This window comes from Photorhabdus tasmaniensis (genome assembly GCF_011189505.1).
GTDB classification, from domain to species: domain Bacteria; phylum Pseudomonadota; class Gammaproteobacteria; order Enterobacterales; family Enterobacteriaceae; genus Photorhabdus; species Photorhabdus tasmaniensis.
Genome location: NZ_PUJU01000025.1, coordinates 44997 through 67140, shown reverse-complemented (window position 1 = coordinate 67140; position 22144 = coordinate 44997). Strand labels below are relative to the sequence as shown.

The following is a 22144-nucleotide window of genomic DNA, read 5'->3' as shown; positions in this document are numbered from 1 at the left end:
TGCCGACAATTTCCAACTGACCTTGCAGTTCAGAGCGTCCGCTGCCAGTGACCTCATTAATAATCAGTTCCGCCGCCGGGCCTTTCAGGTTCGGGTTGGCGTTAAGTTGCCCGGCCAGTTGTGATTGGGCCGCCTGAGTGGCGTTATTGAGTACGGCACCTTGAGTAGCAACGTTAAACTCTTGATAGGTGTTGTGAGATATCCCCGCGTTATTCGGGGTGGCGATATTCACCACCGGGACATGACCCTGATTTTGTACCTGTGTTTGGCTGTTATCCGGTGTTATCCCAGCCGCCATAGCGGGATGAAGGGGATAAACGGCGGTCAGGTAAATTAAAAGATAACTCGTGGCCCTGACCATCGAGTTGTTGCGTTGATCCATCGTACTCTCTCTTCTTAAGTGAATCTGGCTATGGTGATAAAACGGTCATCTTTCCATAGGAAATAGTGATAATTTTATAGTGTCATAATTGAACTATCCTAATATGTTATTAATTGCCTGTCTGAATGGATAGTATGAAATGTGATCAAGATCGAGTTGTTTAATCCTGATAATGGGGAGTGTGATGTATTAAATGCTGTAAAGTGGTGATAAGGCTGGAGATGTTAAATGGTGACGGAGTAACGGACAGGGATCACCCTAGTTCTACAGCGACCAACAAAAGCGACACGCATAGGAAAGCTTAATTCATGTGGTTTTTAAGAATTCGTGGGGATCTGGAAAATTGCCGTCAATAGAGATAAAAAATAGCAACACCAGTAATTATACCGGTGTTGCCACATTATTTAGTAATTATTGATAATCGCTGACAGGGGCACAGGAACAATGCAGATTACGATCACCGTAAACATCATCCAGGCGTTTAACCGCAGGCCAATATTTATTGGCTTTGGTTTCTGCGGTTGGGAAAACGGCAATTTCACGGCTGTAACTATGGTTCCAATCAGAAGCCAACTCAGTTTGTACATGAGGCGCATTGACCAATGGGTTATCTTCCAGTGACCATTCACCTTGTGCAACTTTGTTAATTTCAGCACGAATTGCCAGCATTGCATCGATAAAGCGATCAATTTCCACTTTGCTTTCTGATTCTGTTGGTTCCACCATCAGCGTGCCGGCAACCGGGAATGACATCGTGGGTGCATGGAAGCCATAGTCAACCAAACGCTTGGCAATATCCATTTCACTGATACCAAACTCTTCTTTCAGTGGCCGAATATCCAGAATACATTCATGCGCTACATGGCCGTTATGGCCGGTATACAGCACGTCATAATCATTTTTCAAGCGGGCAGCAATATAGTTGGCATTCAAAATCGCCACCTGACTTGCCTGTTTCAGCCCTTGCGAGCCCATCATTCGGATGTACATCCAACTAATAGGCAGAATGGAGGCGCTGCCAAATGGAGCAGCAGAGACCGCTCTCTGTTCAGTAAGACCATCCATTTGGACCACAGAGTGCCCCGGCAAGAATGGCGCTAAATGCGCTTTTACGCCAATCGGCCCCATACCTGGGCCGCCACCGCCATGTGGGATACAAAATGTTTTGTGCAGGTTGAGGTGTGAAACGTCTGCGCCGATAAAACCTGGCGCAGTGATCCCAACCTGTGCGTTCATATTTGCACCGTCAAGGTAAACCTGACCACCATACTGGTGAATGATGTCACATACCTGGCGGATAGTTTCTTCATATACGCCGTGTGTTGATGGGTAGGTCACCATGATGCAGGAAAGCTCATTACCGGATTTTTCTGCTTTTTCGCGCAGGTCCGCCAGATCAATGTTGCCCTCTTTATCACAACTTACCACCACAACGGTCATACCCGCCATATGAGCCGAAGCCGGGTTGGTGCCATGAGCAGAACTTGGGATCAAACAGATATGACGATCCCCTTCTCCACGGCTTTCGTGGTAACGGCGAATAGCAAGCAGACCCGCATATTCGCCCTGTGCGCCGGAGTTTGGCTGCATACAAACGGCATCATAACCTGTTAATTGAACCAGCCAGTGAGATAACTGGCTGATAATCTGCTGATAACCCTGCGCCTGCTCTGGCGGACAGAATGGATGCAGCTGATTAAATTCAGGCCAGGAGATCGGTAACATTTCTGCCGCAGCATTGAGTTTCATAGTGCAAGAACCCAGCGGGATCATGGCCTGATTCAGTGCCAGATCTTTGCGCTCAAGGCGGTGCATATAGCGCATCATATCTGTTTCGCTGTGATAGCGGTTGAAATTCGGATGCTGGAGGATGTCATCATTACGCCGCATTGATGCAGGAATAGAATGGCTTTCCGCTATTACATTCTCATCCAGTGCCTCAACATCCAGCTTGCTATCTGTGCCTGTCAGTACTGAGAACAATTTGACCAAATCATCTCGGCGGGTGGTTTCATTTAATGTGATACCCACAGCGCCGTGAATATCGGTGCGCAAGTTGATTTCCGCTTGGTCTGCCCGTGCCAGTACCGCAGCTTTATCGGCAACTTCAACGGTTAGGGTGTCAAACCAGGTTTTGTAGCGCAGAGTAAATCCTGCTTGCTGTAACCCGGCGGCCAGAATGTCAGTCAGACGATGAATGCGGCCAGCAATGCGTTTCAGTCCTTTCGAACCATGATAGACCGCATACATCCCCGCGATATTTGCCAACAACACCTGCGAGGTACAGATGTTGGAGTTCGCTTTCTCACGACGAATGTGCTGCTCACGGGTCTGCATTGCCATGCGCAGAGCGGTATTACCCGCCGCATCACGGGAAACGCCGATAATACGTCCCGGCATAGAACGTTTGAATTCATCACGGCAGGCAAAAAATGCTGCATGGGGGCCACCATAGCCCATCGGTACACCAAAGCGTTGAGCGGAACCAAACACCACATCCGCCCCTTGTTTACCCGGTGCAGCCAGCAGCACTAGCGCCATCAAATCAGCAGCGACGCTGGTAATGATTTTGCGTTGTTTCAGTTGTGCGATCAGGTCGGTGTAATCATGAATTTCACCTTTTGTCCCCACCTGTTGCAACAACACACCAAATACGCCTTCCAACTCCAGGACTTTTTCGGCTTTATCCACAATCACATCAAAACCAAAGGTTTCAGCGCGGGTACGGACAACATCTAATGTTTGAGGGTGTATATCATCAGCAACAAAGAAACGATCAGCGTTTTTCAGTTTGCTAGCACGTTTTGCCATTGCCATTGATTCAGCCGCCGCAGTGGCTTCATCCAGCAAAGATGCGGAGGCAAGATCCAAACCCGTCAGATCGATTGTCAGTTGCTGGAAATTCAGCAGTGATTCAAGACGCCCTTGAGAAACCTCCGGCTGATAAGGTGTATAAGCGGTATACCAACCAGGGTTTTCTAATAAATTGCGTAAAATAACCGGTGGCAGGACAGAAGGCACATAACCCATACCAATATAGGATTGGTAACGCTTATTTTGGCTGGCAATGGCTTTCAGTTCAGCCAGTGCTTGCTGTTCAGTTGCGCCACCGCCCACATCGGGTGGCTCTGGTAACGCGATATCGCGGGGAACAATTTTCTGTGTTAATTCATTGAGGGAACTTGCCCCCACTGTCGCCAGCATCTCTTTCTGCTGTTCGATGGAAGAGCCAATATGACGGCGGATAAACTCGCCCCGGTTTTCGAGTTGGCTTAATGTTTGGGTCATTTGTTACTGATTCCTGAAGCTGGCCAGAAATGGCATACAAATAAAAACGCCCTGCTCACGATGTGAAACAGGGCGACGGTAGGCTATTATTCTTCTTCGTCCAGAAGTGCCTGATATCCTGCGGCATCCAGCAGATTTGCAAATTCACTCTCATCAGAGGCTTTAATACGGAACAGCCAACCCTTATTATAAGAGTCGCCATTAACTAATTCAGGCGCTTCACCCAGCGCTTCATTAACGGCAATCACTTCACCACTCAGTGGTGCGTAAATATCAGAAGCGGCTTTGACTGATTCAACAACGGCACATTCATCACCAAAATTAAATTCATTACCTACTTCTGGTAAATCAACAAAAACCATGTCGCCTAGCAGTTCCTGCGCATGTTCGGTAATACCTACAGTGTATTCACCATTGCCTTCTGCGCGAACCCACTCATGTGATTCAGCATATTTTAACTCTGCGGGTACATTACTCATTACCATTGTCTCCTTCAATCTTAGAACTTATCTCACCTCATTAGGCTATTTTGTTTTTGCACCAATCATGCCTAATGGGATAGGGTACTATTTAATCATTAAGTTATTAGACTATACGAGAGGTTTACCCGCCCGTACAAAATTGGGTTTGACTACCTGAACCGGCATCTCACGATTGCGGATCTGTACAATTGCCTGTTCACCAATCCCTTGTGGTACACGGGCAAGGGCAATACTGAATCCTAATGTTGGGGAGAATGTACCGCTGGTAATAACACCAGTGTGTAAGGTGCCCGCTTCATCAGTAAAATTGACCGCTAAACCACCACGTAATACACCTTTTTCTCTCATCACTAGGCCAACCAACTGTTCAGTGCCATCTTCACGCTGTTTTTCCAGCGCTTCACGGCCAATAAACCGGCGATCTTCTGGTTTCCAGGCGATTGTCCAGCCCATATTGGCTGCCAGTGGAGAAATGGTTTCATCCATTTCCTGTCCATAGAGGTTCATACCCGCTTCAAGCCGTAACGTATCACGGGCACCTAACCCAGCGGGCTTAACACCGACACTCAGCAATTTTTGCCAGAAATCTGCTGACTGTGCTTTTGGCATCGCCACTTCATAGCCCGCTTCGCCGGTATAGCCCGTTGTTGCGATAAACAGATCACCAGCCTGAACACCAAAGAAGGGTTTCATTCCGGCAATAGCCTGTTTTTGTTGATCATTTAGTAGAGATTCTACTTTTGCTTGAGCTTTAGGCCCCTGAATAGCAATCAATGCCAGATCATCACGTACCTGAATATCAACCGGGTAATTGGCAGCATGTTCATCGATCCAAGCCAGATCTTTCTCACGGGTCGCAGAATTGACCACCATCCGATAAAAATCATTGCTAAAGTAATAAACAATCAGGTCATCAATGACACCGCCAGAGGCATTCAGCATCCCGGTGTATAAGGCTTTGCCCTTTTCTGCCAGTTTAGCAATGTCATTTGCCAGCAAATAACGCAGGAAATCACGGCAGCCAGTACCATGCAGATCCACAATCGTCATGTGGGAAACATCAAACATGCCAGCATCAGTACGGACAGTGTGATGCTCATCCATTTGTGAACCGTAATGCAAAGGCATCATCCAGCCATGAAAATCTACCATGCGTGCACCGCAGGCCAGATGCTGGTCATACAATGGAGTGTGTTTTGCCATTATTTCCCTCTTTTCATTTCCTACATGAAAACATACCGCGTATTAACCGACAGCTACTGTGAATCATGAACAAAAAGCGGCTAAAAAACGCGACGCAAACGATGTCTTTACATAAAAGTTATCACTGAAAACAAAAATGAACCATAAGTAAAAATAGGGTACAATTCAGTAACAACAAAAAAACATACTATGAGTATGCAGAATTTTTAACTATTAAAATGAGCCATAATACTCAAAATTAACAATTAACTTTAGAAAACACACATTTCCCATTAAGAGTTGACTGAAATATGAATAAAATCACCTATCCATATTTCAGTCATGCATGAGAAAAAATAATCGATAAGAAGAGGCTAAATTAGATTTTTTCAGCTGAACAGGATGGCGAAGAGAGCCAGCCCGGTAAGTCATTCAACCCCATTGCCTGACGAAGTAATGGCGGTTTAATTCCGGGTAAATTGTCTGCCAGTGATAACCCAACATCCCGCAAAAATTTTTTCACTGGATTATTGCCATCGAACAACTGACGAAACCCTTGCATTCCAGCCAACATGATAGCAGCACTGTGTTTACGGCGGCGTTCATATCGACGTAAATAGAAGTGCTGACCAATATCTTTCCCCTGGCAATGTAGACGACGCAATTCACCTATGAGTTCAGCCACATCCATAAAGCCCAGATTCACGCCCTGCCCTGCCAATGGATGAATGGTATGAGCAGCGTCTCCCACTAAGGCCAGACGATGAGCGGCAAAGTGACGGGCATAACGGCCGGTCAGTGGAATTGTCTGGCGTTCACTGATCAGCTCACACTGACCAAGACGCATATCAAAATCCACCGCCAGTTGCTGATTGAAAAGCGTGTTATCCAGCTGTTTGTACTGATCTGCCGCTTCACCCGGCAGTGACCAGACGATAGAACATAAATGTGGATCAGCTAGAGGCAGAAACGCCAGAATGCCATCTCCATAAAAGACCTGACGGGCAACGCTGCCATGAGGCTCTTCAGTACGAATAGTCGCCACCAATGCATGATGTTCATAATCCCAGAATGTCAGGGGGATATCCGCATGCTGACGTAACCATGAATGAGCACCATCAGCACCAACCACTAAACGGGCTGTTAACATGCGGCCATCGGATAATGTCATAAAAGCTTCATTTTCTCCCCAGGCAATCTGTTGTAAAGCCGCAGGCGTTAGCAGGGTCACGTCCGACAGGTTTTCCGCTTTTTTCCATAACATCTCACGGATAACCCGGTTTTCAATGATATGACCAAGATATTCCAGGCCATATTCAGCCGCGTTGAACCGAATGCGGCCAAAGCTATCCCGGTCCCAAACTTCTATTCCCTGATAAGGGCTGGTACGCACACCCAGAATCTGTTGCCACACGCCAAGATGCTGTAACAGGCGCTCACTGGCAGCATTAATTGCAGAAACCCGCAAAGCATACTCTTTTCCGGCATAAACCGATTGAGCCGGCGGATAGCTTTCTACCACCGCCACCCGTAAACCACTGCCCTGTAAGCCACAGGCAAGTGCCAGACCCACCATACCGCCACCAGCGATAACCACATCAAATGATTGCATAATATAACGTCCTCTTATTTTGTCTGCTTTATCTGCGGTTATCTTTGGACGACCCAGCCCAGAGTCTGACGGGCCAGCATATCCCGCACAGGAGAGAATTTTTCCATCGCCATCAAGCCAAGATTGCGTCCAACTCTTAATGGAAAATAATGATTGGCAAATATCCGTATCAATCCATCAGTAATACCAATGGTATTTTCCCGATCTAACACCCGTTGTTGCTGATAATGAGTCAAAACCGGGTAAGTACCAATATCTTGACCAGCCGCAAAAGCCTCAGAAACAATCTGGGCCAGTGTCATCACATCCCGCATACCAAGATTAAAACCTTGACCGGCAATCGGATGTAATGTTTGTGCAGCATTACCCACCAGCGCCAATCGGTGGCTGATTTGTTGATTTGCAGTGGATAGTGTGAGTGGATAACTGTGGCGCCAGCCAGTTTCCAACATTTTGCCCAGTCGCCAGCCAAATGCCTTCTGTAACTGTTTCAGAAACTGCTCATTATTCCAGCCAGCTATTTCCTTTCGCCGATCCAACTGATGGCACCATACTAATGAGCTTCGCCCCTCAGTCATTGGCAGCAAAGCCAGTGGGCCATATTCTGTGAAACGTTCAAATGCCCTGCCCTGTGGATGCTCTGACGTCAGCACATTAGTAATCACGGCAATCTGTTCATAAGGGTGCTGCTGCCACTGAATATTACAGGCTTGACCAATCGCGGAATGGCTGCCATCTGCGGCGACCAGCAATTCACCTTGCAGTTGATCGCCATTGTCCAAGGTAACGGTCACTGATGATGTCGTTCTTTCAACGGTCAGAACTTTGGATGGACAATATAATGTCACGCCGGGAGCATTTTTCAGTAAGCCGAACAAGCACTTGCCTGCATCATACAGTTCGACAACATTACCTAAAGCCGGAATGTTATATTCTTTCGCATAAAGGTTCACAAACCCTGCATGACCACGGTCACTAACATGAACGTGAGTTATTGGTATCACATAATCTTCTAAAGCAGACCAAACCCCGATCTGTTGTAAACGCTGACAAGTACCGTAAGCCAGCGCTATCGCTCTGGCATCAAAGCCGGGGTGCTTCTGCTCCGGCTCTGCTGCTTCAATCAGGGAAACATGAATCCGCCCCTTACTCAGGGAAGATATCGCCAGCGCAAGTGTCGCGCCGGTCATGCCCCCTCCAACGATAATCACGTTCATATCTTAACTTAACCCTGTTTTGCTTGCGCCATCAGAGCTTCAATCTCATCAGCTTCTTTAATCACACTGGCTGTCAGGTTTTCGTTACCGGTTTCAGTGATCAAAATGTCATCTTCAATACGGATACCAATACCACGATATTCCAGCGCTACATCGGCATCCGGTGCAATATAAAGCCCGGGTTCAACCGTTAATATCATTCCCGGCTCCAGAATACGGTCACGTTCTGCGCCATAGTGCCCAACATCATGCACATCCAGACCCAACCAATGACTGAGGCCATGCATAAAGAACTGGCGATAGGCTTTGGTTTCGATTAAATGTTCAACTTCACCGTGCATAATGCCTAGTTTCACCAGCTCTTCCACCATAATCCGCACAACATGTTCTGTTACTTTGTTGATGCTGGTACCCGGCTTATACAACTCCAATGAAACCTTCAACGTTTTCAGTACGATATCGTAAATTTCACGCTGGGCACGGGTGAACTTGCCATTCACCGGGAAAGTACGGGTGATATCTCCGGCATAACCCAGATATTCACAACCTGCATCAATCAATACCAGGTCACCCTCTTTCATCCTGCTTTCGTTCTCGGTGTAGTGCAGAATACAGCCGTTTTCACCACTCCCGACAATCGTGTTGTAAGAAGGGTAACGCGCACCCTGATAGGTAAATTCGTGATGAATTTCAGCTTCCAGTTGATATTCAAACATGCCTGGACGGCAAGTTTTCATCGCACGCGTATGTGCCTGTGCGCTGATTTCACCTGCCCGGCGCATAATTTCAATTTCTGCCTTGGATTTGAATAACCGCATTTCATGTACCCAAGGACGCCAGTCAGTTATCGTTAAAGGGGCTGAAAGATTACGGCGACCACCTTTTCTCAGTGTCTCCAGCGCCTGGAAGACAATGTCATCCGCATAGGCAAATTCACCCTGTGCGTGATAAACGACATCCAGACCATTTAACAGCTGATAAAGCTCTTCTTGGATATCATCAAAAGGCAAAGCCCGGTCAATACCCAATTTTTTTGGCACCGCTTCTTGCCCAAGACGGCGGCCAAACCAAATTTCCGCCGTCAAGTCACGTGTTCGATTAAAAAGAACACTATGATTATGCGTATCGTCACTTTTAATTAATATCAGCACAGCTTCCGGTTCATTAAATCCAGTCAAATAAAGAAAATCGCTGTGCTGGCGATAGGGATATTCATTATCCGAATTTCGGGGCGCAGGCGGAGCAGAAAAAATAATCGCTGCGCTGGCCGGAGCCATTTTTGCTAATAAAGCCTGACGGCGGGATAAATATTCTTGTTTGATCATACCCTCTCCTGCGACTTGGTTAATTATTTTGAGTTCAATAAACAGTAATTAATGCAATGTTGGCTTATCATTTTCTGCAATTGAAACAACTTTAGGCTGAGTAAAAGCAATATAGCAAAGCTGCGCGGCAACTCGCACATATTCAAGAACTTCTTCCAGCGCCTGAGCCAGCTCTTCTTGATCATCACCTTCTTCATAGCCAAGCAGACCGATATTACGCAAATCATCCACAATTTCACCGACCTCTTTTTTATCGGTGAGTTTTGGTTGCGCGACACCCAATCCCAACAAGAAATGGTTCACCCATCCGGCCAGGGCATCTGCCCGCTCAAACACATTGCCTTCTTCATCGGGCAACAATAAATGGAATGCAAAATGACTGTCATCCAATGATTCAAATGTAATTTCACGTAATTCACGCAATTGTTGAGCTAATGGATGGGAAAAAGCCAGTCCATCATGGGCTAAATCATGAACTAAAGCTTGCCAACTACTATCGCGGTTACCACCGCACAGTAAGCCACTAATCAACCCATGCATCTCAGCCGCAGTCAGTGCCACTGACTGCTGATGCAATATTTCGTCAAAAGATTGATAATCTGGTAATGAATTCTGTATAGACATGTGTATTGGTCATCGTTGACGGTGTAAGTTCATGCTATGCTACCACCAAGGGGAGTCGCTATACCAGACAGCAGCCATAGCTAATCGTGAGTTGTCTGTCGGTATCGCACTGTAATGATTGGCGTCTTGCTTTATCCTGTCATCAAGAATAAAAGCCAGGACGCAGTAATAAGTCAGGAAGGGGTCATGTCTGCACAACCAGTAGATATCCAGATTTTTGGGCGGTCATTACGTGTCAATTGTCCATCAGAGCAAAAAGAAGCATTGCTGGCTGCCGCGGTGGAACTTGAACAACGTTTAGAAGATTTAAAAGAACGCACCAGAGTAACCAATACTGAACAACTGGTTTTTATTGTGGCACTGAATATCTGTCATGAGCTGGCACAAGAAAAAGTGAAAACCCGTGACTATGCCTACAATATGGAACAAAAAATAAAGATGCTTCAACAGACTATAGAACAAGCATTAGTGGAGCAAGGTCGCATCACTGAGCGTACTATTGCATCAAATGAATGAATTCTATTGATAAATCATACATTAGTGAGTGGATCATTCTATAATTTAGTTGCTTTCTGTGTTTAGTTTCATACAATAGGTTACATAAAGTTGCTTAGTAAGCGTAAGCGCTGAATAAATTTCTCTGAGATGTTCGTGAACGGGGAAAGTCCCCTGAGCCGATATTTCATACATGATAGAATGTAGTGCTCCGTAGCCGGTGTGCATGCTCGGTCCGTCCGAGAAGCCTTAAGGATGCGATGCTGCGTTCACCTTGAACCAAGGGTTCAAGGGTTACTACCTGTAACGGCATCTTGGAGAACCCCAATTTTAATCACTGCTCGCATTAACCGGCTAGGTTCCATGCCATCAGACCACTTGTTATCACTCAGACAAAGCATCAGAAAGAAAATACGCCAGCAACGTCGCGAGCTCACTCCTGAACAACAAGCCCTTTTTGCCAACCAAGCCGCAGAAAAAGTTGTCAATCACCCCAGAATTCACCAAGCCAATAAAATCGCACTATTTCTTTCCTTTGATGGTGAACTTGACACCCGACCGCTAATCAAGCAACTCTGGCAACAAAACAAACAGATCTATTTGCCTGTATTGCATCCTTTCAGTCGCCACCATCTGCTGTTTTTAAACTATCGGCCAAATACGCAACTTGTCAGTAATCGTTTCAATATAGAAGAGCCGCCACTGGATATTCAGCAGCTCTTACCCTTATCTGAACTGGATATCATGATGATCCCGCTGGTTGCTTTCGACCACACAGGACAGCGACTTGGAATGGGAGGTGGCTTTTACGATCGTACATTGAGCCAATGGCAACAAAAAAATTTCTATCCGATTGGCTTGGCTCATAACTGTCAATTAGTCGATACATTACCTTCAGACAAGTGGGATATCCCATTACCAGAAATCATCACGCCCGAAAAAATCTGGCAATGGTAGTAAAGAATGAAGAATGGGCACCTTACACAATGCGCCCATTTATGGCATAGCAAAATAATCAGTAAAGCAGGCGAGAACGGATAGTACCCGGCAAAGCTTTCAGTTCCTGCAATACCATTTCAGCCTGAGCAGGGTTCTCAGTCACAATATCAATCACCACATAGCCCATATCCCCGCTGGTACGCAGGTACTGAGCGGCGATATTAATATCCTGTTCAGCAAACACCTGGTTAATACTATTCAATATACCTGGCCGATTTTCGTGAATATGTAAAAACCGGTTGGTATCATCAGCATGAGCAGGAAGAGAAACTTCCGGGAAGTTGACGGCTGATAAGGTAGAACCATTATCAGAGTATTTCGCTAATTTTCCTGCCACTTCATAACCAATGTTTTCCTGCGCTTCCTGTGTAGAACCACCGATATGTGGAGTCAGCAATACGTTATCAAATTTAAGCAAAGGCGACTCAAACAGATCATTATTGGTCGCGGGTTCAACCGGGAATACATCTACAGCCGCCCCTGATAGGTGTTCACTTTCCAGAGCATCACACAATGCCGGGATATCTACCACCGTTCCTCGTGAAGCATTAATCAGGACAGAACCCGGTTTCATCAATGCCAGTTCCTGCGTACCCATCATATTCTTCGTTGATGGCGTTTCAGGTACGTGTAAACTGACCACATCACTCATATTCAGTAATTCTGATAAATGACGAATCTGATGAGCGTTACCTAATGGCAGTTTGTTCTCAATATCGTAGAAGTAAACATCCATACCAATATTTTCTGCCAAAATACCAAGCTGAGTACCAATATGACCGTAACCGATAATACCCAGTTTTTTACCACGAACTTCATAACAGCCCTTAGCCTGCTTATCCCATACGCCACGATGCGCTTTAGCATTGGCTAAAGGAATACGGCGCAGTAGTAACAACAGTTCACCAAGTACCATCTCAGCAACAGAGCGGGTATTAGAAAATGGTGCATTAAAGACGGGGATACCCCGTTTGGCCGCTGCTTTCAGATCAACCTGGTTGGTGCCGATACAGAAGCAACCCACAGCAACCAATTTTTCGGCGGCCTGGAAAATATCTTCGGTCAATTGTGTGCGAGAACGGATCCCAACAAAATGGGCATCACGAATTGCCTCTTTTAGCGCCTGGGAATCTAACGCCCCTTTATGATATTCGATATTGCTATAACCCGCTCCCCGCAGGTTTTCCACCGTGCTCTGGTGCACACCTTCCAATAGCAAAAATTTAATCTTATCTTTTTCCAGAGATACCTTAACCATTTACCCTGCCTATTGTTACGTCAATTTTCATTACATTTAAGATTCATTCTCTCAACATAACAAAAAAAACAGACACGGCAATACAAGCGATTGCTATTCTTACCAAATAAGTCTTAATAAAATAGTTATTGTGCGGAATAAAATGATATGGAGAAGAATAAAGTCAGGATTTAGATTATCTAATAATCAGATAAATGAGATATATCACTAAATTTCCACTGATTACTAAAAGTAAAAAATTTTTAAGGGCGAAAGGTTCCGCCCTCTGTGAGCAATATTATTGGGTGATGGTTTTCACGCCATCTAATGTTCCCATCAATACAACATCTGCACCACGGTTAGCAAACAGACCGACAGTGACGACACCGGCGATACGATTAATTTTATTCTCTAACTCAACAGGATCGAGAATTGCTAAATTATGCACATCCAGGATCACATTACCGTTATCAGTCACAACGTTCTGGCGATATTCTGGTACACCACCCAATTTAACCAATTCACGGGTAACATATGAACGGGCCATCGGGATCACTTCAACCGGTAACGGGAATTTACCCAAGACATCAACTTTCTTCGAAGAATCAACAATACAAACGAATTTCTTCGCGATGGCAGAAATAATTTTTTCGCGAGTCAATGCGGCACCCCCGCCTTTAATCATCTGCATATTGCCATTGATTTCATCCGCGCCATCAACATAAATATCAAGAGAATTCACCTCATTACAGTCGAAGACAGGAATTCCCAGGCTTTTTAACTTTTCGGTAGAAGCCTCAGAGCTGGATACAGCCCCTTCAATCTGGTCTTTAATTGAGCCAAGAGCATCAATAAAATGCGAAGCCGTTGAACCTGTCCCCACACCGACAATTGTTCCGGGAGTGACAAATTCGAGCGCTGCCCAACCTACTGCTTTTTTCAGTTCGTCCTGAGTCATATTCAATTCACAACCTATATCAGTTACAAGGAAAGCCTGTCAGCTAGTATAAACAATAATTTGCCTCATCCACCGGAAAAATATGGCATAGTGCTACGCAGAACAATCAATGGAGAATCTTTCTGTAATGAAACGCCCTGATTACCGAACACTGCAAGCCTTGGATGCTGTGATCCGTGAGCGCGGTTTCGAACGCGCAGCCCAGAAACTCTGTATCACCCAGTCCGCAGTTTCTCAACGTATCAAGCAGCTGGAAAATCTGTTCGGTCAGCCTCTGTTGGTGCGCACCATTCCTCCACGCCCCACCGAACAAGGGCAAAAGCTGCTGGCGCTACTGCATCAAGTCGAATTACTGGAAGAACAGTGGCTGGGCAGCGATGAATCCAGTACAGATACTCCGCTGCTGCTTTCACTGGCAGTTAACGCTGATAGTCTGGCAACCTGGCTGTTACCGGCACTACACCCAGTGCTCAGTGATTTACCAATTCGGCTAAATATTCAGGTTGAAGATGAAACCCGTACTCAAGAACAATTAAGAAGAGGGGAAGTTGTTGGGGCAGTCAGTATTCAACCACAACCATTACCTAGTTGTCTGGTAGATAAACTGGGGGCACTGGATTATCTGTTTGTTGCGTCACCAGAATTTGCTACCCGATATTTTCCAAATGGGGTTACCCGTTCAGCCTTACTGAAAGCGCCCGCAGTAGCATTCGATCACCTGGATGATATGCATCAGGCATTTTTACAACAAAACTTCGATTTATCACCGGGCAGTGTTCCATGCCATATCGTCAACTCATCTGAAGCTTTTGTGCAACTGGCAAAACAGGGCTCTACTTGTTGTATGATCCCTCATTTACAAATTGATCGGGAACTGAAAAAGGGCAAACTGCTCAATCTGACACCAGGTTTATATCAGCGCCGGATGCTCTATTGGCATCGTTTCGCACCGGAAAGCAGAACAATGAAAAAAGTGACTGACGCCCTGTTGAAAATTGGGCGTCAGATGTTAAGACAAAATGACACGGATTAAGGTTTTAGCTCAAACACAACATCAACCTGATCGCTAAAGCTGATGGTGTCCTGTTGGTAAGTTTCATTCACACCAGCAGCACCTCCCGCCAGCATGACATCATTATTGCGGTATTTCATATAGGAAATATCTGGCGCTCGATAATTGATGCTGTATATCGGGCCAAGTTTACTGTTAAAGCCTTTCGCTAATACATCAGCCTGCTCAATCGCATTCTGAATGGCTTTTTGTCGGGCTTCATCACGATATTTTTGTGGATCTTCCACACCAAACTGAACGGACGAGATCTCATTTAAGCCAGCTTTTAATGCACCATCAAGCAGAATATTAAGATGATCCAACTTACGAACCTTCACCTCCACCGAGCGGATTGCACGATAACCTTTTAGCACAGACTTGTCGGATTCTCTGTCATAGTCATAGTCAGGTTGAGTACGCAGATTCGCCGCATTAATATCTTTCTTTTCAATGCCATTCTCTTTTAGAAAATCAAAATACTTAGTAACAAGCTCATCAACCTGTTTTTTAGCACCAGAAGCATCTTTGGCAGAAATATTGACGTTAATCATCAACGTTGCCATATCCGGTTCTGCTTTAATTACCGCATTACCAGAAGTCACAATATGGGGGACCACGGGTAAATCAGCTGCCTGCGCAGAGAGAGGTACGCCTCCTGCACTTAACATTGCAGCTAACCCTAATGATTTTAATTTCACCACAACCTCCGTAGAAAATCTGTTACGAAAAGAGTTTATCCCCGGAAAAACCGAAATATTCATGGGATAAATAAAACACTAACACACACACTGTATGCGAAAGAAGTGCCCAGGTTAACCAGAAATTATCAATCCCTGTTTAGTAAGTTGCCAAGCGATATACCACATGACAATACAGATAAATCCATTAATAATTCGTTGAGAACGTGGCTTACTCAGTATGGGTGAAAACCAGGCAGCGAGGAATGCCAGAGTAAAAAACCAGCTAATGGAAGCGCTTGCCGCACCAAAAGTAAACCAGGGCCTGAGTTCTGAAGATAATTGACCACCAATACTGCCCAATATAACCAAGGTATCCAGATAAACATGTGGATTTAACCAAGTGACAGCAAAGATAATCGCAATTACCCTCCAGCGACTCCTCGCTATATTGTCAGTCTGTGTGAGTTCCGCATTCGCAAGCAGGGCCACACGAAAAGCTCTCCAGCCATACCACAATAAAAAAGCAACCCCTCCCCAAGTGACAAATTGCAGTAGTAAAGTTGACTGACCAAGCAATGCACTTCCTCCAAATACGCCAGCACCAATCAGAAAACCATCGCTGATAGCACACAAAGTTGCACTCATCAGATGGAATTGTCTTCGGCTCCCTTGCTGCATAACAAAGGCATTTTGTGGACCAAGCGGCAAAATCATTGCAGCACTGAGAAAAAATCCCTGCACAAATGTCGATAACATAAAAAAACTCCTCAATAATTATTCACTTTGCCCTTCCAATGTTCAGAATATTAAGAAGAATAGCTCATTAGAGGAAATAAATGCTTCTAATCGATCATAAGAAATTTTAATAGTCAGCTAAAAAACCGGCTGTTACAGGAAAAATATTTAGTTAATTCAACGGAAATTAGGCAAATACACACTTAAGACCTTAATTAATCGATTAATTCTGTAAGAATAAGAGGAAGAGGTTATTTTGAAAAAAATTACTGGTTTCATGTTGTTCGCGGTCATTATTATTACTGCACTCACTATCAGAAGCTACTATTTACTTCGGAATGATGTTGAAGAAACATTAAACCAATCTGAAATAATTGAATACTATATTGGTACAGCAAATATTACCGATGTAGAGCTCAGTAATTATCAACCTTTCTTATGTAAAAAAGGCTGTGAACGCTTTGTCCTTGAAGTACAAGGTGAAAAAGGCAACGGGACCGTCGCTGCCGATATTAATTTACACGATTCAAGTGTTTTAGCGGCTGTACTTTGCTTACCCGACAATAAGAAAATAACGCTGACAGAAGATATCAACGATGATTTTGTTAAAAACAATTTTGATACCTTATGTCAATAAAATAAACTTGGTGGAATAGGCTTGGATCGTCCGCGCCATTCACGGCGCGGTACGAGTTTACAGGCAAAAGCTTATAACCTCTTCACACAATCGGGTGATTATCACCAAATCTATCATTTGACTAACTGCTCATTTTATTTTGAGCCGCAGCCTGATTCTGATGCAAATAAACATCCATTTGCGGATAAGGAATACCGATATTGTGTTTATCCAATGTACGTTTAAAGTTTTCCATCAAATCCCAATAAACGTCCCAGGCATCACCATTGGGCGTCCATACACGCACAACAAAATTCAGCGAAGAAGGGGCCATTTCATGCAAACGGATTGTTACACCACGATCATGCTGAATACGGCTGTCTGCCGCAATAACATCACCCAGTACTTTTTTGACTTCATCAATATCCGCATTATAGGCAACACCGACCATTATTTGCGTCCGACGGTTCGGTTCACGGCTGGTATTAATAACATTATCGGCAATAATTTTCCCATTCGGGATAACAATAATTTTGTCATCGGCTGTACGCAATGTTGTAGAGAAAATCTGCACCTGAACCACAGTGCCCTCAACGGCACCCAAGATAACATATTCACCGGCCCGGATTGGCCGGAAAGCAACCAACAATACACCAGCAGCAAAGTTGGACAAAGAGCCCTGTAAAGCTAAACCAACGGCTAAACCCGCAGCACCGATAACCGCAATCACCGACGCTGTCTGAACCCCTAATTTGCCCAAAACAGCGATAATCGTGAACGCAATTACCGAATAACGGACAATCGCAGCCAGGAAATCTGACACAGTGACATCAATGCCACGCAACGACATCACTCTTTTCACACCTTTGCTGATTAATTTTGCTGCCATCAACCCCAAAACAAGGATCAGAACAGCCGCAACCATATTGACCAGATACTGAATGATTAAATCCTGATGATTAATAAACCAGCTTGTAGCTTCATTAATACCACCAGACAGACTGATATCTTCCATTAAAACCACCTTGATTATTTAGCTATAATTAACAAAATTACCCAATTGCTATTCTTCATAGCAGGTATCGATAGTAAGAAAAAAATCTATCGCGTCAGAAAATTATTCTTCTCTATATACAAATGGTTACCAATCGTTTTTTCGCAAAATAAAATCCCGATAATCGGACAACATATCAATAAAATCCTTAGTACCGCAGAAAGCCAAACTCTCATTATCGTAATAACTCATGCCCTCTTCCATTTCATCAGTTTCAAACTCAAGCTGATTAGCACGAACCATCACTTCTTCGTCATCCATTAGCAGCGTATATTCATGACCCACAAGTTGCCATTGACGTTCACTGCCCTTGATTTCAGCCAGCGCTATGGTGATCTTATCCAGCACAGTCAAGTCACCTTTAACTTCTTCATTCAGCCACTGACCAATAGCTTCGTGATCCATTGAGAATCGGCTAGTCACCTGCCCAGTGACACCCAACAAAAATTCGTAGTCCATCATGTACCTCTGGTGCATTTTTTCATTTTAATATTTCCTAGCAATTCCGTTCCGGAATCAGCCCACAAACTCACAAGAAGTGGAAGATCAAAGCCTCTATCACTGACACTTACTGTGCTATTTTGCATCTGGATGACTGAAAATGTGTGTCTCCAAAATATTACTGAGGTTCGTGTCCATTGTAGCTTTCATTGAGGGATGAACTCAGCTTCAGTGCAAACCAAGGATAAATGGCACTATAATTAATAATATCTCAGAGAAACAAAAACAGCAAAATTGAACACATGGCTGCCGATTGATGAGATATATTTAGGAATATTGCAATCCGATGCTTTATTTCTTATCTTGCTTGAAGAAACTAAAACACTTTTCAGAGGCCATCATGATACGTCACATCCTTTTGTTAACATTCACTTCAGACACAAAAGAACAACAATTAACAACAATAAGAGATACTGCTATTTCCATACAGTATGCAATCAAGGGTATTTCTTCTATTGAGTGGGGAGACAACATAAGTAGTGAAAACAAAAATAAAGGCTTCACACATGCTATCGTGATGACATTTGATGATCGTAAAGTGCTTGCAGATTATCTGTATCATCCAGCACACGACAAGTTGAAAGAACTTCTTCTGGATTCGGTCGATGACATCATCGTCTTTGATTATGAAGCATAAAGCAGCATAGATTATCCTTAAGAAAGGCATTGACATTTTAGGAAATAACGTCTTGCTTATCAGTGACCGATACAGTAAATATTGTCGGTGTGCCTCAGAATAACGAAACACTTTGCTTATTGGTTAAACTTATTAATGAATTTCCGCCAATGCAGATCCACAAATGCATACACCCGGTAACAATAGACAATTATTAAAATAATAGAATTACACGTTAGGAAATAATAAATTATTCATAAAATTGATAATATATTCAGTCGTTAAGTCTTTACTAAATATAGAGGCTCAGCGACACATGAATTAACTATTCGGGAGTTAAACAACAAAATGGGAGGGTTTTATTTACCTCCCATTGTTGATATTAAAATCAGTAAATCACACCGCAGTCTGGAAGATCACATCATCCGCTTTTTCAGTGTATTGATTCAGTTGGTCAAAGTTGAGATAACGGTAGGTATCTTCTGCGGTTTCATCAACTTTATCCATAAATTGCTGATACTCTTCCGGCGTAGGCAGACGTCCCAACAGAGAAGCCACCGCCGCCAGTTCAGCTGATGCCAGATAGACGTTCGCCCCCGTTCCTAAACGGTTCGGGAAGTTACGGGTTGAAGTAGAAACCACTGTTACACCATCAGCAACACGTGCCTGGTTGCCCATACACAGGGAACAACCCGGTATTTCAATCCGTGCCCCACTCTTACCAAAGATGCTGTAATAACCCTCTTCAGTGAGTTGAGCCGCATCCATCTTGGTTGGTGGAGCAACCCACAAGCGAGTTGGCAATTGGCCTTTATGTTGATCCAGTAATTTACCGGCAGCACGGAAGTGACCAATGTTAGTCATGCAAGAACCGATAAAGACCTCATCGATTTTGCTGTTAGCCACATCAGACAGCAAACGCGCATCATCCGGATCATTCGGTGCACACAGAATTGGCTCTTTGATTTCAGCCAAATCAATTTCGATAACTGCGGCGTATTCTGCATCAGCATCGGCTTCCAGCAGTTGAGGATCTTTCAGCCAGCTTTCCATACCGGTTACACGACGTTCCAGTGTACGGCGGTCACCATAACCTTCAGCAATCATCCATTTCAGCAATACAATATTGGATTGCAGGTATTCGATAATCGGCGCTTTATCCAGTTTAATCGTACAACCTGCCGCAGAGCGTTCTGCGGAAGCATCCGCCAGTTCAAATGCTTGCTCAACTTTCAGCTCTGGCAAACCTTCGATTTCAAGAATACGACCAGAGAAAATGTTTTTCTTACCTTTCTTCTCAACCGTCAGAAGACCTTGCTGAATCGCATAGTAAGGAATTGCATGTACCAAATCACGTAAAGTGATACCGGGCTGCATCTGTCCTTTAAAACGAACCAGCACAGATTCAGGCATATCCAGAGGCATCACGCCAGTCGCAGCCGCAAACGCCACCAAACCAGAACCTGCCGGGAAGGAAATGCCTATCGGGAAACGGGTATGAGAATCCCCCCCCGTACCGACGGTATCAGGCAACAACATACGGTTTAGCCATGAGTGAATGATACCATCACCCGGACGCAGAGAAACACCGCCACGATTCATGATGAAATCAGGCAGAGTATGATGAGTTGTGACGTCAACTGGCTTAGGATAAGCCGCCGTATGACAGAATGACTGCATCACCAAATCCGCAGAGAAGCCCAGACATGCCAAGTCTTTCAGCTCATCACGGGTCATTGGACCAGTCGTATCCTGAGAACCAACGGAGGTCATTTTAGGTTCACAATATTCACCCGGGCGAATACCCACAGTGCCACATGCCCGGCCAACCATTTTCTGAGCTAAGGAGAAACCACGGTTACTTTTCTCAACCGCTTTCGCCTGACGGAATACATCACTTTGCGGCAAGCCAAGCGATTCACGAGCCTTACTGGTTAAACCACGACCAATAATCAGTGGAATACGACCTCCCGCACGAACTTCATCCAGCAACACATCGGTTTTCAGTTCAAATTCAGCCAGCAGCTCATTGGTCTCGTGATTGCGTACTTCGCCTTTATAGGGATAGATATCAATGACATCACCCATATTCAGCTTGGTAACATCTATTTCGATTGGCAATGCACCGGCATCTTCCATCGTATTGAAGAAGATTGGCGCAATTTTACCGCCCAAAACAACGCCACCACCGCGTTTGTTTGGCACAAATGGGATATCTTCGCCCATAAACCACAGCACTGAGTTAGTGGCTGATTTACGGGAAGAACCTGTACCGACAACATCGCCGACATAAGCCAGCGGATAGCCTTTTTTATTCAGCTCTTCAATCTGTTTGATTGGGCCAACGGTGCCAGCTTGATCAGGTTCTATACCTTCACGGGCATTTTTCAGCATAGCCAGAGCATGCAATGGAATATCAGGACGTGACCATGCATCCTGCGCAGGAGATAAGTCGTCCGTATTTGTTTCACCCGTCACTTTAAAGACAGTAACTGTGATTTTTTCTGCCAATTCAGGGCGTTCCAGATACCACTGTGCATCCGCCCAAGAGTGCATAATTTGTTTGGCTTGTGGATTACCGGCTTTCGCTTTTTCTTCTACATCATAGAAGTTATCAAACATCAACAAAGTCTGAGAGAGCGCTTTAGCTGCAATGGGAGCCAGCTTTTCATTATCCAGAGCATCAATCAGGGGATGAATATTATAACCACCCTGCATAGTTCCAAGCAGTTCAATCGCTTTTTCTGGCGTGATTAGCGGTGAAATGGTTTCACCTTTTACAATGGCAGCAAGAAAACCGGCTTTTACATATGCCGCTTCATCAACACCAGGGGGAATACGGTTAATCAGTAGATCTAACAGGAAATCTTCTTCACCTTTTGGTGGGCTCTTCAGTAACTCAACCAGCGCCGCCGCTTGCGCCGCGTCCAATGGCTTAGGGACGACGCCTTGAGCTGCACGCTCGGCTACGTGCTTGCGGTATTCTTCTAGCACGACTTTCTCCTCGCTCTCATTGTTATTTATTACCCGGCTGTCTGCACCCGCCTTAGAGCCTGTATCATCAGGCTATTGTGTTTTCGCAACAATAAC

General features: G+C 44.8%; 20 protein-coding genes and 1 other RNA gene. 6 read left to right on the top strand and 15 right to left on the bottom strand.

The window, feature by feature from the left end; translation table 11 throughout:
• From C5471_RS13110 to C5471_RS13075, 8 genes are all read right to left on the bottom strand, one after another.
• Positions 1–382, bottom strand: a 382-nt coding sequence (locus C5471_RS13110) for a two-partner secretion domain-containing protein (protein WP_166295944.1), incomplete at its 3' end; no start/stop codon positions are given.
• Positions 383–793: 411 nt separating this feature from the next.
• The gene (gene gcvP, locus C5471_RS13105) at positions 794–3670 is read right to left on the bottom strand and encodes an aminomethyl-transferring glycine dehydrogenase (protein ID WP_133814788.1); all 2877 of its coding nucleotides are present in this window, start codon (positions 3668–3670) and stop codon (positions 794–796) included.
• An 86-nt stretch (positions 3671–3756) separates the two neighbouring features.
• Positions 3757–4149, bottom strand: coding sequence for a glycine cleavage system protein GcvH (gcvH, locus tag C5471_RS13100; RefSeq protein WP_133814789.1), 393 nt, complete (start codon positions 4147–4149; stop codon positions 3757–3759).
• A gap of 111 nt (positions 4150–4260) precedes the next feature.
• Positions 4261–5355, bottom strand: a complete 1095-nt coding sequence (gene gcvT / locus C5471_RS13095; RefSeq protein WP_133814790.1) for a glycine cleavage system aminomethyltransferase GcvT — start codon at positions 5353–5355, stop codon at positions 4261–4263.
• Positions 5356–5713: 358 nt separating this feature from the next.
• Positions 5714–6946, bottom strand: a complete 1233-nt coding sequence (ubiI, locus tag C5471_RS13090) for an FAD-dependent 2-octaprenylphenol hydroxylase (RefSeq protein ID WP_133814791.1) — start codon at positions 6944–6946, stop codon at positions 5714–5716.
• A gap of 38 nt (positions 6947–6984) precedes the next feature.
• Positions 6985–8163 carry a 2-octaprenyl-6-methoxyphenyl hydroxylase gene (gene ubiH, locus C5471_RS13085; protein WP_133814792.1) on the bottom strand — a complete coding sequence of 393 codons (1179 nt, stop codon included), beginning with the start codon at positions 8161–8163 and terminating at the stop codon, positions 6985–6987.
• Positions 8164–8171: 8 nt separating this feature from the next.
• A complete protein-coding gene (pepP, locus tag C5471_RS13080) occupies positions 8172–9488 on the bottom strand; it encodes a Xaa-Pro aminopeptidase (RefSeq protein WP_133814793.1) in 1317 nt (438 codons plus the stop codon).
• 48 nt (positions 9489–9536) lie between these two features.
• Entirely contained in the window at positions 9537–10112 is a 576-nt protein-coding gene (locus tag C5471_RS13075; RefSeq protein WP_133814794.1) for a YecA/YgfB family protein, read from the bottom strand.
• 186 nt (positions 10113–10298) lie between these two features.
• Here C5471_RS13075 and zapA point away from each other — a divergent pair, with 186 nt between their 5' ends.
• The 3 genes from zapA (at position 10299) to C5471_RS13060 (ending at position 11564) form a co-directional block, all read left to right on the top strand.
• Positions 10299–10628, top strand: coding sequence for a cell division protein ZapA (gene zapA / locus C5471_RS13070; protein ID WP_046975469.1), 330 nt, complete (start codon positions 10299–10301; stop codon positions 10626–10628).
• A gap of 118 nt (positions 10629–10746) precedes the next feature.
• Positions 10747–10932, top strand: a non-coding RNA gene (gene ssrS, locus C5471_RS13065) — 6S RNA.
• 38 nt (positions 10933–10970) lie between these two features.
• Entirely contained in the window at positions 10971–11564 is a 594-nt protein-coding gene (locus C5471_RS13060) for a 5-formyltetrahydrofolate cyclo-ligase (protein WP_133814795.1), read from the top strand.
• 58 nt (positions 11565–11622) lie between these two features.
• On the opposite strand, the gene serA is transcribed toward C5471_RS13060, so the two are convergent.
• Both serA and rpiA read right to left on the bottom strand, forming a co-directional pair.
• The gene (serA, locus tag C5471_RS13055) at positions 11623–12864 is read right to left on the bottom strand and encodes a phosphoglycerate dehydrogenase (protein WP_133814796.1); all 1242 of its coding nucleotides are present in this window, start codon (positions 12862–12864) and stop codon (positions 11623–11625) included.
• Positions 12865–13141: 277 nt separating this feature from the next.
• Positions 13142–13801 carry a ribose-5-phosphate isomerase RpiA gene (gene rpiA, locus C5471_RS13050; RefSeq protein WP_133814797.1) on the bottom strand — a complete coding sequence of 220 codons (660 nt, stop codon included), beginning with the start codon at positions 13799–13801 and terminating at the stop codon, positions 13142–13144.
• 127 nt (positions 13802–13928) lie between these two features.
• On the opposite strand from rpiA, the gene C5471_RS13045 reads away from it, so the two are divergent.
• Positions 13929–14834 (top strand): LysR family transcriptional regulator ArgP, encoded by a 906-nt coding sequence (locus C5471_RS13045; protein WP_133815000.1) that lies wholly within the window; start codon positions 13929–13931, stop codon positions 14832–14834.
• Here the strand turns inward: C5471_RS13045 and C5471_RS13040 are convergent.
• Both C5471_RS13040 and argO read right to left on the bottom strand, forming a co-directional pair.
• The gene (locus tag C5471_RS13040) at positions 14831–15550 is read right to left on the bottom strand and encodes an oxidative stress defense protein (protein ID WP_133814798.1); all 720 of its coding nucleotides are present in this window, start codon (positions 15548–15550) and stop codon (positions 14831–14833) included. The two genes, C5471_RS13045 and C5471_RS13040, sit on opposite strands and share 4 nt — an antisense overlap.
• Before the next feature lie 114 nt (positions 15551–15664).
• A complete protein-coding gene (gene argO, locus C5471_RS13035) occupies positions 15665–16288 on the bottom strand; it encodes an arginine exporter ArgO (RefSeq protein ID WP_133814799.1) in 624 nt (207 codons plus the stop codon).
• Positions 16289–16523: 235 nt separating this feature from the next.
• Here argO and C5471_RS13030 point away from each other — a divergent pair, with 235 nt between their 5' ends.
• Entirely contained in the window at positions 16524–16904 is a 381-nt protein-coding gene (locus C5471_RS13030) for a hypothetical protein (RefSeq protein ID WP_133814800.1), read from the top strand.
• Positions 16905–17025: 121 nt separating this feature from the next.
• Here the strand turns inward: C5471_RS13030 and mscS are convergent, their stop codons facing one another.
• Positions 17026–17898, bottom strand: coding sequence for a small-conductance mechanosensitive channel MscS (mscS, locus tag C5471_RS13025; RefSeq protein WP_133814801.1), 873 nt, complete (start codon positions 17896–17898; stop codon positions 17026–17028).
• 126 nt (positions 17899–18024) lie between these two features.
• Positions 18025–18396 (bottom strand): YacL family protein, encoded by a 372-nt coding sequence (locus C5471_RS13020; RefSeq protein ID WP_133815001.1) that lies wholly within the window; start codon positions 18394–18396, stop codon positions 18025–18027.
• A 382-nt stretch (positions 18397–18778) separates the two neighbouring features.
• Between C5471_RS13020 and C5471_RS13015 the strand changes: the two genes are divergently transcribed.
• Positions 18779–19075 (top strand): Dabb family protein, encoded by a 297-nt coding sequence (locus tag C5471_RS13015; protein ID WP_166295941.1) that lies wholly within the window; start codon positions 18779–18781, stop codon positions 19073–19075.
• A 375-nt stretch (positions 19076–19450) separates the two neighbouring features.
• Here the strand turns inward: C5471_RS13015 and acnB are convergent, their stop codons facing one another.
• The gene (gene acnB / locus C5471_RS13010) at positions 19451–22048 is read right to left on the bottom strand and encodes a bifunctional aconitate hydratase 2/2-methylisocitrate dehydratase (protein ID WP_133814803.1); all 2598 of its coding nucleotides are present in this window, start codon (positions 22046–22048) and stop codon (positions 19451–19453) included.
• Positions 22049–22144 lie beyond the last annotated feature (96 nt).

Excerpts from the sequence above, each read along its gene's own strand:
- zapA (WP_046975469.1), top strand. The coding sequence starts at position 10,299 with ATGTCTGCACAACCAGTAGATATCCAGATTTTTGGGCGGTCATTACGT.
- gcvH (WP_133814789.1), bottom strand. The coding sequence starts at position 4,149 with ATGAGTAATGTACCCGCAGAGTTAAAATATGCTGAATCACATGAGTGG.
- C5471_RS13075 (WP_133814794.1), bottom strand. The coding sequence starts at position 10,112 with ATGTCTATACAGAATTCATTACCAGATTATCAATCTTTTGACGAAATA.
- rpiA (WP_133814797.1), bottom strand. The coding sequence starts at position 13,801 with ATGACTCAGGACGAACTGAAAAAAGCAGTAGGTTGGGCAGCGCTCGAA.
- pepP (WP_133814793.1), bottom strand. The coding sequence starts at position 9,488 with ATGATCAAACAAGAATATTTATCCCGCCGTCAGGCTTTATTAGCAAAA.
- gcvT (WP_133814790.1), bottom strand. The coding sequence starts at position 5,355 with ATGGCAAAACACACTCCATTGTATGACCAGCATCTGGCCTGCGGTGCA.
- ubiI (WP_133814791.1), bottom strand. The coding sequence starts at position 6,946 with ATGCAATCATTTGATGTGGTTATCGCTGGTGGCGGTATGGTGGGTCTG.
- ubiH (WP_133814792.1), bottom strand. The coding sequence starts at position 8,163 with ATGAACGTGATTATCGTTGGAGGGGGCATGACCGGCGCGACACTTGCG.
- C5471_RS13060 (WP_133814795.1), top strand. The coding sequence starts at position 10,971 with ATGCCATCAGACCACTTGTTATCACTCAGACAAAGCATCAGAAAGAAA.
- mscS (WP_133814801.1), bottom strand. The coding sequence starts at position 17,898 with ATGGAAGATATCAGTCTGTCTGGTGGTATTAATGAAGCTACAAGCTGG.
- C5471_RS13045 (WP_133815000.1), top strand. The coding sequence starts at position 13,929 with ATGAAACGCCCTGATTACCGAACACTGCAAGCCTTGGATGCTGTGATC.
- C5471_RS13020 (WP_133815001.1), bottom strand. The coding sequence starts at position 18,396 with ATGGACTACGAATTTTTGTTGGGTGTCACTGGGCAGGTGACTAGCCGA.
- serA (WP_133814796.1), bottom strand. The coding sequence starts at position 12,864 with ATGGTTAAGGTATCTCTGGAAAAAGATAAGATTAAATTTTTGCTATTG.
- gcvP (WP_133814788.1), bottom strand. The coding sequence starts at position 3,670 with ATGACCCAAACATTAAGCCAACTCGAAAACCGGGGCGAGTTTATCCGC.
- argO (WP_133814799.1), bottom strand. The coding sequence starts at position 16,288 with ATGTTATCGACATTTGTGCAGGGATTTTTTCTCAGTGCTGCAATGATT.
- C5471_RS13015 (WP_166295941.1), top strand. The coding sequence starts at position 18,779 with ATGATACGTCACATCCTTTTGTTAACATTCACTTCAGACACAAAAGAA.